This is a genomic window from Gordonia zhaorongruii (assembly GCF_007559005.1).
Lineage (GTDB): Bacteria > Actinomycetota > Actinomycetes > Mycobacteriales > Mycobacteriaceae > Gordonia > Gordonia zhaorongruii.
This window is the reverse complement of record NZ_CP041763.1, coordinates 1,287,340-1,300,969: the sequence shown is the minus strand read 5'-3', so window position 1 is coordinate 1,300,969 and position 13,630 is coordinate 1,287,340. Positions and strand designations below refer to the sequence as shown.

The window sequence follows — 13,630 nt, the reverse complement described above, 5'->3', positions numbered from 1 at the left end:
GGGTGGACCGCATCAGTTCCTCTCGACGGGCGTTCACGGCCGGTAGTCGACCGGAACTCCGGAGAGGAAATCGGCGGTCACATTGACCGCGTTCGTGGAGTCGCCGCCGAGCACGATGAGCGTGGCGAACGCGATGTCGCCCCGGTAGCCCGCGAACCACGCGTGCGACCCGCCCGCAGCCTCGGCCTCACCGGTCTTGCCGAACACCTCACCCTGACCGGCGATCGAGGTCGCCGTTCCCCCGGTCACCACGGCGCGCATCATGCCGCGCAGCCGCGCGTACACGCTCTCATCCAGCGGGGGCCGCGGGCCCTCGACCTTCGTCTCACGATCGTTCATCAGCTGCGGCACCGGCGGCTTTCCGGCCGCGGCCGCGCCGGCCACCGTCGCCATGCCGAGCGGGCTCGCGAGAACGGTGCCCTGACCGAACCCGTCCACCGTGCGCATCACCAGATCGGGCTCGATCGGCACTGAGCCGGTCTGCACGTCGAGGCCGGGCACGGTGTACTGGGCCGTCAGTCCCATCGCGGCCGCCGCGTGCGCCAGATCCGACGGTCCCATTCGGCTGGCCAGATCCGCGAACGACGTATTGCACGATGCCGCGAACGCCTGCGTGAGCGGAACCGTGCCGAGGGCGAAGCCGTTGTAGTTCGGGATGGTGCGGTCACCGATCGTGATCTCCCCCGGGCACGGCACCAGCGCGTCCGGGTTGCTCATCTCGGCGTTCATCGCGGCCGCCGAGGTGACCATCTTGAACGTGGATCCCGGCGGGAATTGCCCGGTTGTCGCGGGCAGCCCCTGTCCGTCGGCCTCCGGGTTCTGGGCTATCGCCAGGATCTTGCCGGTCGACGCCTGAATCGCGACGGTCATCGCCTGCTTTCCCTGCACGGCGTTGACCGCACGCTGGGCGGCGTCCTGGACCGTCCTCGACAGCGTCAACGACACAGCCGGTGCCGGGACGCTCCGGTGCGTGGAGACGACGTCGGCCACCAGCCCGCTCGGGTTCACCACGGCGACCCGCCACCCGGCGGTACCGACGATGTCGTTTCCCACCTCGTCCTTCACACGCGCCAGCACCGGCGAGGCGAACCCCGGGTTCCGCGGCTCCAGCACGGATTCCTCGCGCAGGACCACGCCCGGAATCGCGAGCTGCTCCCGCAAGCGCTCGGTATCGGCGCCCGACAACCGACCGAGGAACAGCGGTTCGTCACTCGCCGTCGACTTCTCGGCGATCGTCTGCACGCGCAGCCCGGGGACGACCGGGGTCAGCGTCGCGACCGTTCGGGTCACCGAATCGAAGACGTCCCCCTCCGCCGCCGCGGCCTCGGCGTCGAAGAACACGCTCCCGATGATCCCGTTGACCATCACCTCCGAGCCGTCGGACTCGTTGACCGTCGCCCGAGGCGGGCTCAGATCCGACAGCTGCAGGTGCTGATCGGTACCGAGCTTCGGATGGACCGCCGTCGAGCGCCAGCGGACGGACCACCCCACGTCGTTGCGGCCCAGTGCGATCTTCGTCGTGTACTCCCACGTCCGGCCGCGCGATAGCTCCCAGTCGTAGGTGACGTCGACCTCGGCGACATCCTGATCGATGTGGACCCGCCCGGCACGTGCGCTCAAGCCGGTGGCGCCGAGCCCCTCCCACGCTGATCTCAGGCCCGCCGACGCAGCGGCCGGATCGGTGGTCTGTCCGGCAGCGGCGTCGAAGTCGCGGGCGGCGAACGCCGAGATGAACTCCTCCGCAGCCTCCCGCGCGCTGTCGTCCTCCGATGAGCACGCCGACGCGGTCACCACGAGTACGAGTGCACTGATCAGTGCGAGAGTGCGACGGAGGTTCATCGGTGATGAATGTACCCGGCAATACCGGTCGATCACGCGAAGCGCGCCCTCAATCCACGAGCACCGTCGCGAACGACCCGACCTGGGTGAATCCCACGGCGCGATAGGTGGCCCGGGCAGCCGAATTGAAACTGTTCACGTACAGGCTCGCGATGCGCCCCTGCCGCGCGATCGCCGCCGTCACCGCCGCGGTACCCGCCGCTCCGAGTCCGCGACCGCGCCATTCGGGGTCCACCCAGACGCCCTGGATCTGCCCCACCTTGCGCGACATGGAGCCGATCTCGGCCTTGTAGATCACGCGGTCGTCGTCGAAGCGGGCGAACACCCGCCGCGCCGAGATCAGCGACGCGAGACGCCGCCGGTACGACTGCCCGCCGTCCCCCGCACAGGGGTCGGCGCCGACCTCGCCGCGGAACATCTCCACTGCCGCCGGAAAGTACACGTCGAGATCGTTCAGGGTGACCAACCGGACGAGCGGGTCCGGTTCGATCGCCGGCGGCCCCTTCAGCGCCAGCAGCGGCTGATCCGCCCGCACCTCGCGCGGCGGCCCCCACATCGGCGTGAGACGCTCCCACAGTGCGAGTGTCTTGGGGGCGTCGCCGACGACCGACGTGCACATCCGGGGCATCGACAGGGCGCGGTCCGCGAAGAAATCGAGATCGTCGACGTCATCGTCTGCGTCCGCGTTCAGCACCATCAAGTTGGCGCCGGAGAAGCAGAGCGACCGATCGGGCGTGGACGAACTCCACATCTCACCGCCGAGGAGCCGCGGCGCCAGCCCGTAGGCCTCGACGCGGGCGGCGACCATGCACGACCCGACCGGATCGGCGTCGAGCGCACGCATGACCGCATCGGTGTCGCGCGCCCCCAACGGGCGTCCGCCGAGAAGTCGCAGCACGTCCCACCTCCGAGATTCAGCTCACCGATACCTGCGGCGAACCACTTTCAGTTTCCCCCGACTCCTCTGCGATACGCAGCGCTTCGGCGATCAACGTCTCGACGATGTCCGCTTCCGGAACGGTTTTGACCACTTCGCCCTTGATGAAGATCTGCCCCTTGCCGTTGCCCGACGCGACGCCGAGATCGGCCTCCCGAGCCTCGCCCGGACCGTTCACCACGCAGCCCATGACTGCGACACGCAGCGGGACCTCCATGCCCTCCAGGCCGGCGGACACCTCGTTCGCGAGCTTGTACACATCGACCTGCGCGCGACCGCACGACGGGCACGACACGATCTCCAGCTTTCTCGGACGCAGGTTCAGCGACTGCAGAATCGCGTCGCCGACCTTGATCTCCTCGGCGGGCGGAGCGGACAGCGATACCCGGATCGTGTCGCCGATACCGTCCGCCAGCAGCGAGCCGAACGCGACCGCCGACTTGACAGTCCCCTGGAACGCGGGTCCGGCCTCGGTGACGCCCAGGTGCAGCGGGTAATCGCTCTGCGCGGCCAGTTGACGGTAGGCCTCGACCATGACCACCGGATCGTTGTGCTTCACCGAGATCTTGATGTCGCCGAAGCCGTGCTCCTCGAACAGTCCCGCCTCCCACAGCGCCGACTCGACGAGCGCCTCCGGGGTGGCCTTGCCGTACTTCTTCATGATGCGCGGGTCGAGCGATCCGGCGTTGACACCGATGCGGATCGGGATTCCCGCATCACCAGCGGCCTTGGCGACCTCTTTCACCCGACCGTCGAACTCCCGGATGTTCCCGGGGTTGACGCGGACTGCCGCGCAACCTGCGTCGATCGCGGCGAAGATGTACTTCGGCTGGAAGTGGATGTCCGCGATGACCGGGATCTTCGACTTCTGGGCGATCGTTGCCAGGGCGTCCGCATCCTCCTGGCGGGGACACGCGACGCGGACGATGTCGCATCCGGAAGCGGTCAGTTCGGCGATCTGCTGGAGGGTCGAGTTCACCTCGTGCGTCTTGGTCGTGCACATCGACTGCACCGAGATCTGGTGCTCGCTGCCCACACCGACCGAGCCCACCTGGATCTGGCGGGTCTGGCGTCGCGGCGCGAGCACCGGCGGTGGACCGGCGGGCATTCCCAGTCCCACAGCCAGCGGTCCGGCACCAGAAGGTCCGGTCGGTTCCGTCATATCAATCACTCCTCGAAGTCGCCTTTCAACAGTACCGGCGGGCGGCCCGATCGGCAGGATCGGTGGTGCACGGGTGGTGCGTGCGGAAGCCCCGGGTCAGAAGACGGTGATCGGATTCACGATGTCGGCCGTGACCGTCAGCACCATGAACGCGCCCATCACCGCCACCACCGCGTACGTCAGTGGAAGCAGTTTGAAGTAGTCGACCGGCGCAGCCTCCGACCTGCCGAACGCCCGCCGCAGCAGGTTGCGGAACCTCTCGTACAGGGCGATCGCCATGTGTCCGCCGTCGAGCGGCAGCAGCGGCACCAGGTTGAACGCCCCCAAGAAGAAGTTGATGCTCAGCAGCAGCCCGATGAACATGTCCCAGTAGCCGCGTTCGGCGGCCTCGCCGCCCAGCCGGGAGGCGCCCACCACGCTGACCGGAGTATCGTCCGCTCGCTCACCGCCGGTGACCGCTGTCCACAGGTCGCTCACCTTCGCGGGCATGCGCGCGAGCGACTTGAAGGTCTCCACGAAGATGTCGCCGGTGAACGCGATGGACCCGCCCAGGACCGTGCCCGCGCTGTACTCCTGCACGTAGGTGGTCGACAGCCCGACTCCGATCGCACCGACCTGGGCCGACTGGACCCGGCCGTCGGAATCCTCGACCATCCGCTGGACGCTGGTCACCGGAACCGTGATGTCGCGCTGCTCACCGTCGCGGTCCACGGTCAGTCCCACACTGCCCGTGGTCGCCTGGACCTTGCCCACGAGGTCGGACGCATCGGACACGTCGTCGCCGTTGACGGCGATGATCCGGTCGCCCGACCGGATGCCTGCCACCTCGGCCGGCGACGGACCCGAGCACTCGGTGAGACGGCCCTGGGAATCAGTGGACGGCGCGACGCAGCTCAACGTGCTCGCATGGACCGGCTTGTCGCCCAGGATCGGCAGTCCCCACCCGAGTGCGAGCACGATGATCAGAATGAAGCCCAGGACGAAATTCTGGAACGGACCCGCGAGCAGCACGACCAGCCGCTTCCATGTCGGCTGCTGATACATGGCGCGGCCGCGCTCGGTCACCGACAGTTCGTCGTGCGGGGTCATGCCCGCGATGTCGCAGAACCCGCCGAGCGGGATCGCCTTGAGTCCGTACTCGGTCTCACCGACGCGGGTGGACCACAGAGTGGGACCGAACCCGACGAAGAACCGCCGGACCTTCATTCCCGTCGCCTTCGCCGCCACATGATGCCCGAGCTCGTGCCATGCGATCGAGATCAGCAGCGCCAGCGCGAACAGGATCACGCCCAGCACGAAACTCACGAATCCGTCTCCATACTCACGCCTTCACGACACTCACGACTTCACGACCACCTTCACCGCTCCCGGGCAGCGGCGACGAAGCGCGCCGCACGCTCGCGCGCCCACCGGTCGGCCGCCAGAACCTCGCCCAGAGTACCCGGCCGCACCGACCACTGGTCGGCCTCGGCGAGTACATCGCCGATCACGCCGACGATCCGCGGAAACGAGATGGCCCCGGCGAAGAACCCGTCGGCGGCGACCTCGTTCGCCGCGTTGTACACCGCGGTCAAGCTGCCACCGGTCGTGCCCGCCTGGCGCGCCAGCGCGATCGCCGGGAACACCTCGTCGTCCACCGGTTCGAAGGTCCATGTTGCCGACTGGGTCCAGTCGCAGGCGAGCGACGACCCGGGCACGCGATCGGGCCAGCCCAGCGCGAGCGCGATCGGGAGCTTCATGCTGGGCGGCGACGCCTTCGCGATCGTGGCGCCGTCGACGAAGGTGACCATGGAGTGGACGATCGACTGCGGATGCACCGTCACGTCGATGCGGTCGTACGGAACGTCGAAGAGGAGATGCGCTTCGATCACCTCGAGCGCCTTGTTCACCAGCGTCGCCGAGTTCAGGGTGATCATCGGCCCCATCGACCACGTCGGATGCTGCCCGGCCTGATCGGGCGTCACGTCGCGAACCTGCTCTGCGGACCACCCGCGGAACGGGCCGCCCGACGCGGTCAGGACGAGTCGATCCACTTCGTCGGCCGATCCACCGCGCAGACACTGCGCGATCGCCGAGTGCTCGGAGTCGACGGGCACGATCTGACCGGGGGCAGCGGCGTCGAGCACCAGCGCACCGCCGGCCACGAGCGACTCCTTGTTCGCCAGTGCGAGACGTGCGCCCGTCTTCAGAGCCGCGAGACTCGGACGCAAGCCGATCGCCCCGACCACCCCGTTGAGCACCACGTCGGCGTCCACCGATTCGATGAGCTGCACCATCGCGTCGTCACCGGCCAGGACGCGCCCACCCAGCCGATCGCCGAACGCCGCGCCGGCTGCCGCATCCGCGACGGCGACTCGCGACGGGGCCAGCCTCGTCTGCGCCACCTGCCGCCCGAGCAGTTCCAGGTTCCCGCCGCCCGCACCGAGACCGACGACCTCGAACATGTCGGGATGCTCGGCGATCACCTCCAGCGCCTGGGTCCCGATGGAACCGGTCGAACCGAGAATCAGCACACGTGTCGTCACACCGCCATTGTCCACCACGGCCATCGGTCGACGCAGCGGGCGAGTCCGGTCCATCCCTGCCGCCGCACGCCACCGCGCACCCGTTATGCTGTAGCCCGAACTACTACTGGCTGTCATAAGGAGTGGACGTGGCAAGCACTGAGGTCGACCACATCGATACCGGGTGGGTCCGCGAGCCTGCCAACGCGCCGTCAGCACGATTCGGCTGGCATGGCACCGCACCCCGCACGTATGCGATCGCTGCGTTCGTATCCGGCCTGATCTGCCTCGGCATGCTGGTCGGCAACCACATCGGTCACGTCGAGGACATCTACCTCATCGCTATCGCGATCGTCCTGATCGGTTACGCGACCTACAAGATCATCCCGCGCAAGGGCACGTGGCGGCGGTAGCTGCCTCTCAGCCCTCTTCCGCAGCGAGCTGACCGCAGGCCGCCGCGATCTCCTGCCCGCGGGTGTCGCGAACCGTGCACGAGATCCCCTGCTCACGGACCCGCCGGACGAACTCGTCCTGCGCCGGCTTCGGGCTGGCGTCCCACTTGGACCCCGGCGTCGGATTAAGCGGGATGAGGTTCACGTGCGCGAGCGACCCCAGCGTACGGCGCAGTTTCTGGCCCAGCAGATCAGCACGCCACGGGTGATCGTTCACGTCGCGGATGAGCGCGTACTCGATCGACACGCGCCGGCCGGTCTGATCCGCGTAGTAGCGCGCAGCGTCGAGCACCTCGGCCACCGACCAGCGGTTGTTCACCGGCACCAGCGTGTCGCGCAGCTCGTCGTCCGGAGTGTGCAACGACACCGCGAGCGTCACCGACAGGCCTTCGTCCGCGAGTCTGCGGATCGCCGGGGCCAGACCCACCGTCGACACGGTCACCGAGCGAGCGGAGATCCCGAAGCCCGCGGGCGACGGCGACGTGATCTTCCGGACGGCGTCCACCACCCGCTTGTAGTTGGCGAGCGGCTCCCCCATGCCCATGAACACCACATTCGACAGCCGCCCCGGCTCCCCGAGCGCACCGTCACGCAGCGAACGCGCCGCCGCACGCACCTGGTCGACGATCTCAGCGGTCGACAGGTTGCGGTCCAGACCGCCCTGCCCCGTGGCGCAGAACGGGCACGCCATACCGCAGCCCGCCTGTGAGGAGATGCACAGTGTGTTCCGGTCGGTGTAGCGCATCAGCACCGATTCGAGCAGGGTGCCGTCGTGCAGTCGCCACAGCGTCTTCTGCGTGGAACCGTCGTCGCAGGCGATGTTCCGGACCGGGGTCATGAGCGTCGGGAACAGGCTTCTCGCCACGTCCTCCCGCTTACCGGCCGGCAGATCCGTCATCTCGGCGACGTCGCCGGTCAGCCGTGCGTAGTAGTGCTTGGCGAGTTGATTCGCGCGAAACTTGGGCAGCCCGAGATCGGCGACCGCAGCGACCGCACCGGCTTCATCCATGTCGGCGAAGTGCTTCGGTGGCAGCCCTCGCTTGGGCGCATCGAAAACCAACGGTAGAGACGTCATAAAATCCATTCTCTCATGCGATCATTGGCAGATGACCACCCATGAACCGCACGACCGCACCGAGAACCCCGATCTGCCGACCACGGACCGCACGGCGGCGGACGCCATCGCGCATACCCGCACGCGAGCCACGTACGTCGGCTGGATCGTCGGCATCCTGGTGACGATCCTGCTGCTGATCTTCATCCTGCAGAACACCGAATCGCAGGAGATCCACTTCCTGAATCTCACTGCGAACGTCCCGGTCGGGGTGAGCCTGCTGATCGCGGCGATCGCGGGCGCGCTCATCACCGCACTACTCAGCGGAGCCAGGCTGTTCCAGATGAAGAGGGCGCTGAAGAAGTCGATCAACGGCTGACCTGCTGCGTCACAACAGCAGAGTCAGCACCGCCCAGCTCACGAAGGCCGACGGAAGCAGTGAGTCCAGTCGGTCCATGATGCCGCCGTGGCCGGGAAGCAGTGTCCCCATGTCCTTGATGCCGAGATCGCGTTTGAACTGCGACTCGACGAGATCGCCGGTAGTGGCGACGATGACCATCAACGGGCCGAGGGCCACTCCGACCCACCACTGCGCATCGAGCAGCCAGAGCGAGCAGGCGATCGCACCGACGGTGCCGACCAGAACGGACCCCGCGAAACCCTCCCACGACTTCTTCGGACTGATCGCGGGGGCCATCGGGTGCTTGCCGAACAGAACGCCCGCCGCGTAGCCGCCGATATCCGAGCAGACGACGACGATGATCATCGTGAGGACCCGGAACTTCCCGTCCTCGTGCGTCACCATGTCGGTGGCGAACGTCGCGAGCATCGGCAGCCAGGCGAGGACCAGGATCGACAGTGACACGTCGCGCACGTAGTGCTCTGGAGCGTTCTCGAGTCCCTGCGCGAACAGCTTCCACACCATGATCACGAGGACGGTCGCGGCGAACGCGACGAACGCGCCCTCGATCCCCCACGGCCACGTTGACCAGATCATCGCCTGACCGCCCACCAGGATCGGGATCAGCGCGACGCCGAAGTCCCGTTCGCGCAGGCGTTTGCCGACCTCCCACGACGCGATGGCCAGGGCGATCGACACGACCGCGAACCAGACCATCGGCACGAACACCAGAACCAGGATCAGCATGATGCCGAGGGCACCGCCGACCCCGATGGCAGCGGGGAGGTTGCGCCCGGCTCTGGACGTCGTCTTCTCGGTCATACCTCGAGCAGCTCGGCTTCCTTGTTCTTCACCAGGTCGTCGACGGCTTCGGTGTACTCGTGGGTGGTCTTGTCGAGTTCCTTCTCAGCGCGGCCCACCTCGTCCTCGCCTGCGTCGCCGTCCTTCTGGATGCGCTTGAGCTCATCGGCCGCCTTACGTCGGACGTTGCGGATCGCGACCTTCGCATCCTCCCCCTTGCCGCGCGCCTGCTTCACGAGCTGCTTGCGCCGCTCCTCGGTGAGCTGTGGGATGGCGATCCGGATCACGTGACCGTCGTTGGTCGGGTTGACGCCGAGATCCGAATTGCGGATCGCGGTCTCGATGTCGCCCATCGTGGATGCCTCGTACGGCTTGATGACGACCAGTCGCGGCTCAGGAGTGTTGATTCCGGCCACCTGGGTGATCGGAGTCCGCGCGCCGTAGTAGTCGATGGCGATCCTGTTGAACATCGCAGGATTGGCCCGTCCGGTGCGGATGGAGGCCATGTCGTCGCGTGCGACACTGACGGCCTTCTCCATCTTCTCCTCGGCGTCGAGCAGAGCTTCGTCGATCATGGGGCTGTCCGTCCTTGTCTCAAGTCTTGTCTCAATAGCGGGGTCTCGTTGCGCGAGCCCGGTTTCCGGTTTCGGTCACCTGCCGACGGGGTCGGTGCCGACCAACGTGCCGATCGGCTCACCCGCCACCGCACGTGCGATATTGCCTCGTTCGAGGAGGTTGAACACGAGAATCGGCATGTTGTTGTCCATGCACAGGCTGAACGCGGTCGCATCGGCCACCTTCAGCTCCTTCTCGATCACCTCCCGGTGCGTGGTCCGGTGATACAGCTCGGCATCCGGGTTGGTGCGCGGATCGTCCGAGTAGACGCCGTCGACGCCCTTCGCCAGCATGACGACCTCGGCCTTGATCTCGAGTGCGCGCTGCGCCGCCGTCGTGTCGGTGGAGAAGTACGGCATTCCCATCCCGGCACCGAAGATCACCACACGCCCCTTCTCCAGATGGCGAACCGCACGCAAGGGCAGGTAGGGCTCTGCGACCTGCCCCATCGTGATGGCTGACTGCACGCGCGTGGTGATCCCGCGCTTCTCCAGGAAGTCCTGCAGTGCGAGGCAGTTCATCACCGTGCCGAGCATTCCCATGTAGTCCGACCGTGAGCGATCCAGGCCGCGTTGCTGCAGCTCCGCACCGCGGAAGAAATTCCCACCGCCGATGACGATGCCTACCTGAACGCCATCGGCCACCACTTCGGCGATCTGGTCGGCCACCGCGGCCACCACGTCCGGGTCCAGTCCTACCCGACCCCCGCCGAACATCTCGCCACCGAGCTTGAGGAGCACTCGGCGGTAACCGCCTTTCGGCGCTTGCGCCGGAGACTGCGCAGTCATCGAACCTCTTCCACCTCGACGTCTTCGTTCCGCCAGCAACCAGTGCCCCGGAACCGATCCCATTCATCTTAGAAGAGACGTCGCCGTCCACGCCGACCGGCCGCGATCCGGCACCCTCGGCGCGCTCACATCCTCCCGCCCCGTTGACGTACCTCACAACCGATGTCATAGTTAAGTCATCACTTAATTAAGGAGTTGCTTACACATGGAGGAGACCGACGCGCTGAGTGCGACGTTCCAGGCACTCGGCGACCCCAACCGCCGGCGCATTCTCGAACAACTCGCCCATGGCCCGGCAACCGTCTCGGTCCTGGCCGAACCATTGTCCATGAGCAGACCCGCAGTGACACAGCATCTCAACGTGCTCGAGCGGGCGGGTCTGATCGTCCGCACCAAGGCGGGCCGGTGGCGGACGTGCGAGATGCGCGAGGAGCCGCTGACTCAGGCCCAGGCCTGGGTGGCCGAGAACCGCGGCATCTGGCTCGACCGGTTCGCACGACTCGAGCGAACGCTCGAATCGCTCGCAGCAGAACGAACAGACCCCCGACCGTCATCCGATGTCGATGTCGATCAACACAATGAGAAGGAGTGATGACAATGAGCACTGACCCGACCGAGAAGCAGTTCACCATCGAGTACGGCTTCAAGGCATCCCGTCGGCGAATCTGGGAGGCCTGGACCGATCCGAGCGTCGCCGCACTGTGGTGGCATCCGCACGAGGTCATCGTCAAAGACGGCTCCCTGCGGATCGACCTGCGTGAGGGCGGCACCTACGCGTACACGATGGTCGCCCCCGACGGCACCGAGTATCCCACCGTCGGCACCTACACGAGGATCGTCGAACCCGAACTCCTCCAGTTCACCTGGGGTGCGGACACCGCGTCGCCGACCGCCGACGCCGTCGACGAGAACCCGCCGTTGATCACCGTGGAACTGAGCGAGAGCACCGAAGGCACCTGCCACATGCGGTTCCACGTGCAGGGCGTCGCCGACGACCGTGGATCCGAGCACGGCATGTACGACGGCTGGGTCGAGGCGTTCGAGGAACTGAGCGCGACCCTGACGGCGTGACCCCCGAGACGCCCTCACACAACGGAGAAGCCCGGTGCCCCTTGCGGGGTACCGGGCTTCTCCGTTGCGCTGATGAAGATCAGTACTGGCCGACCTCGAAGCGCGTGAACGCGACGACACTGGCGCCGGACTCCTCGAGGACCGCCTTGACGGTCTTCTTGGAGTCGGTGACCGACGGCTGGTCCACGAGGACGACGTCCTTGTAGAAGCCGTTGACGCGGCCTTCGACGATCTTCGGGAGAGCCTGCTCCGGCTTGCCTTCGGCCTTCGCAGTCTCCTCGGCGATGCGACGCTCGTTCTCGACGACGTCGGCCGGAACCTCGTCGCGGCTGGCGTACTTGGCACGCAGTGCGGCAACCTGCATGGCGGCGCCGCGAGCGGCCTCCGCAGCAGCGTCGCCCTCGCCCGTGAACTGGACGAGCACGCCGACGGCCGGCGGCAGATCCGACGCACGCTTGTGCAGGTACTGCGCGACGTCACCGTCGTACGAGGCGACACGACGCAGAACCAGCTTCTCGCCGATCTTGGCCGACATGGCCTCGACCGCCTCGGCGACGGTGCCGTCGCCGAGAGGTGCTCCCTGAAGAGCCTCGACATCGTTGGTGCGGATCTGCGCCGCAGCACCGAGGATGTCGTCGGCCAGCTTCTGGAACTCGTCGTTCTTCGCGACGAAGTCGGTCTCGCTGTTCAGCTCGACCATGACGCCGTCGCGAGCGACGACGAGGCCCTCGGCGGTGGAGCGCTCAGCACGCTTGCCCACATCCTTGGCACCCTTGATGCGCAGTTCTTCGACGGCCTTGTCGAAGTCGCCATCGTTGTTGGCCAGCGCGTTCTTGCAATCGAGCATGCCCGAACCGGTCATTTCGCGCAGACGCTTCACGTCCGCAGCGGTGTAGTTCGCCATGTGAGGCGATCCTCCTTCTTGGGAATCTTCGATGTGACGAGGCAGTCCCGCCGCAATTCTATTCTGCAGTCGGAGCGGCCGGAGCGTCGGCCGAAGCCTCTGCGGGTGCCGCGGTCTCAGCCGGAGCCTCGGTAGCCGGTGCCTCGGCAGCCGGAGCGGCGGCGGTCTCCGCCACCGGCGCGGATGCCTCGGACAGCAGTTCCTGCTCCCACTCGGCGAGCGGCTCGCCTGCGGCGTTCTCCGGCTTGGTGTCCGCCGAACCCTGGCCTGCACGTGCCTGCACGCCTTCGGCGACTGCCGAGGCGATGACACGGGTCAGCAGAGCGGCGCTGCGGATGGCATCGTCGTTCGCCGGGATCGGGTAGTCGACGACGTCCGGGTCGCAGTTGGTGTCCAGGATCGCGATGACCGGGATGTTCAGCTTGCGAGCCTCGCCGACGGCGATGTGCTCCTTGTTGGTGTCGACGACCCACACGGCCGACGGAACCTTCGACATGTCGCGGATACCGCCGAGCGTGCGCTGAAGCTTGTTCTTCTCACGCGTGAGCATGAGGATTTCCTTCTTGGTGCGACCGTCGAAGCCACCGGTCTGCTCCATGGCCTCGATTTCCTTCATTCGCTGAAGGCGCTTGTGCACGGTCTGGAAGTTGGTGAGCATGCCACCGAGCCAGCGCTGGTTCACGAACGGCATGCCGACGCGGGTCGCCTCTGCGGCGATCGACTCCTGCGCCTGCTTCTTGGTGCCGACGAAGAGGATGGTGCCGCCGTGAGCGACGGTCTCCTTGACGAACTCGTAGGCGCGGTCGATGTACGACAGCGTCTGCTGCAGGTCGATGATGTAGATGCCGTTGCGGTCGGTGAAGATGAAACGCTTCATCTTCGGGTTCCAACGGCGGGTCTGATGCCCGAAGTGCGCGCCGCTGTCAAGCAGCTGCTTCATGGTTACGACAGCCATGATGTCCTCTCTAGCAGTTGACGTCGGCCTCGGTATGATGGCCGACCCTGGCGCCCGCCGCCGCCTGCACCCTGGATCGGTGATCCGGGACCGCGCAGAACGGCACCTCTTCCCCGAACGAGTTCCCTCGCTTGGAGTCGCGCGGACG

15 protein-coding genes are annotated in these 13,630 nt (G+C 66.8%); 4 read left to right on the top strand and 11 right to left on the bottom strand.

The features are described 5' to 3' along the window. Nucleotides 1–33 precede the first annotated feature (33 nt). From FO044_RS05960 to dxr, 5 genes are all read right to left on the bottom strand, one after another. The gene (locus FO044_RS05960; protein ID WP_143965423.1) at nucleotides 34–1,839 is read right to left on the bottom strand and encodes a penicillin-binding transpeptidase domain-containing protein; all 1,806 of its coding nucleotides are present in this window, start codon (nucleotides 1,837–1,839) and stop codon (nucleotides 34–36) included. A 49-nt stretch (nucleotides 1,840–1,888) separates the two neighbouring features. Next, nucleotides 1,889–2,737 (bottom strand): GNAT family N-acetyltransferase, encoded by an 849-nt coding sequence (locus FO044_RS05955; protein WP_132993632.1) that lies wholly within the window; start codon nucleotides 2,735–2,737, stop codon nucleotides 1,889–1,891. Nucleotides 2,738–2,753: 16 nt separating this feature from the next. Next, complete coding sequence (ispG, locus tag FO044_RS05950) at nucleotides 2,754–3,938, bottom strand: flavodoxin-dependent (E)-4-hydroxy-3-methylbut-2-enyl-diphosphate synthase (protein ID WP_132993633.1); 1,185 nt, start codon at nucleotides 3,936–3,938, stop codon at nucleotides 2,754–2,756. A gap of 96 nt (nucleotides 3,939–4,034) precedes the next feature. Continuing rightward, nucleotides 4,035–5,243 (bottom strand): M50 family metallopeptidase, encoded by a 1,209-nt coding sequence (locus FO044_RS05945; RefSeq protein ID WP_132993634.1) that lies wholly within the window; start codon nucleotides 5,241–5,243, stop codon nucleotides 4,035–4,037. A gap of 53 nt (nucleotides 5,244–5,296) precedes the next feature. Next, nucleotides 5,297–6,517, bottom strand: coding sequence for a 1-deoxy-D-xylulose-5-phosphate reductoisomerase (gene dxr / locus FO044_RS05940; RefSeq protein WP_425323586.1), 1,221 nt, complete (start codon nucleotides 6,515–6,517; stop codon nucleotides 5,297–5,299). Nucleotides 6,518–6,591: 74 nt separating this feature from the next. Between dxr and FO044_RS05935 the strand changes: the two genes are divergently transcribed. Continuing rightward, complete coding sequence (locus tag FO044_RS05935) at nucleotides 6,592–6,855, top strand: DUF2631 domain-containing protein (protein WP_132993636.1); 264 nt, start codon at nucleotides 6,592–6,594, stop codon at nucleotides 6,853–6,855. 7 nt (nucleotides 6,856–6,862) lie between these two features. On the opposite strand, the gene rlmN is transcribed toward FO044_RS05935, so the two are convergent. Next, nucleotides 6,863–7,969, bottom strand: coding sequence for a dual-specificity RNA methyltransferase RlmN (gene rlmN, locus FO044_RS05930; RefSeq protein WP_143965421.1), 1,107 nt, complete (start codon nucleotides 7,967–7,969; stop codon nucleotides 6,863–6,865). Nucleotides 7,970–8,000: 31 nt separating this feature from the next. On the opposite strand from rlmN, the gene FO044_RS05925 reads away from it, so the two are divergent. Then, on the top strand, nucleotides 8,001–8,327 hold the full coding sequence (locus FO044_RS05925) for a LapA family protein (RefSeq protein WP_143965420.1): 327 nt from the start codon (nucleotides 8,001–8,003) through the stop codon (nucleotides 8,325–8,327). A gap of 9 nt (nucleotides 8,328–8,336) precedes the next feature. Here the strand turns inward: FO044_RS05925 and FO044_RS05920 are convergent, their stop codons facing one another. The 3 genes from FO044_RS05920 to pyrH form a co-directional block, all read right to left on the bottom strand. Further along, on the bottom strand, nucleotides 8,337–9,170 hold the full coding sequence (locus tag FO044_RS05920; RefSeq protein ID WP_143965419.1) for a phosphatidate cytidylyltransferase: 834 nt from the start codon (nucleotides 9,168–9,170) through the stop codon (nucleotides 8,337–8,339). Continuing rightward, nucleotides 9,167–9,724 carry a ribosome recycling factor gene (gene frr / locus FO044_RS05915; RefSeq protein ID WP_143965418.1) on the bottom strand — a complete coding sequence of 186 codons (558 nt, stop codon included), beginning with the start codon at nucleotides 9,722–9,724 and terminating at the stop codon, nucleotides 9,167–9,169. Before frr ends, FO044_RS05920 begins: the two co-directional genes overlap by 4 nt. Nucleotides 9,725–9,799: 75 nt before the next feature. Further along, entirely contained in the window at nucleotides 9,800–10,552 is a 753-nt protein-coding gene (gene pyrH / locus FO044_RS05910; RefSeq protein WP_132993641.1) for a UMP kinase, read from the bottom strand. Between the two features lie 205 nt (nucleotides 10,553–10,757). On the opposite strand from pyrH, the gene FO044_RS05905 reads away from it, so the two are divergent. Both FO044_RS05905 and FO044_RS05900 read left to right on the top strand, forming a co-directional pair. Continuing rightward, entirely contained in the window at nucleotides 10,758–11,144 is a 387-nt protein-coding gene (locus tag FO044_RS05905; protein WP_132993642.1) for an ArsR/SmtB family transcription factor, read from the top strand. Nucleotides 11,145–11,149: 5 nt separating this feature from the next. Then, nucleotides 11,150–11,623 (top strand): SRPBCC family protein, encoded by a 474-nt coding sequence (locus FO044_RS05900; RefSeq protein ID WP_207924510.1) that lies wholly within the window; start codon nucleotides 11,150–11,152, stop codon nucleotides 11,621–11,623. 79 nt (nucleotides 11,624–11,702) lie between these two features. Here the strand turns inward: FO044_RS05900 and tsf are convergent, their stop codons facing one another. Together tsf and rpsB are read right to left on the bottom strand one after the other, a co-directional pair. After that, nucleotides 11,703–12,527, bottom strand: a complete 825-nt coding sequence (gene tsf / locus FO044_RS05895; RefSeq protein WP_132993644.1) for a translation elongation factor Ts — start codon at nucleotides 12,525–12,527, stop codon at nucleotides 11,703–11,705. Between the two features lie 58 nt (nucleotides 12,528–12,585). Next, nucleotides 12,586–13,482 carry a 30S ribosomal protein S2 gene (gene rpsB, locus FO044_RS05890; RefSeq protein WP_132993645.1) on the bottom strand — a complete coding sequence of 299 codons (897 nt, stop codon included), beginning with the start codon at nucleotides 13,480–13,482 and terminating at the stop codon, nucleotides 12,586–12,588. Nucleotides 13,483–13,630: the final 148 nt, after the last annotated feature.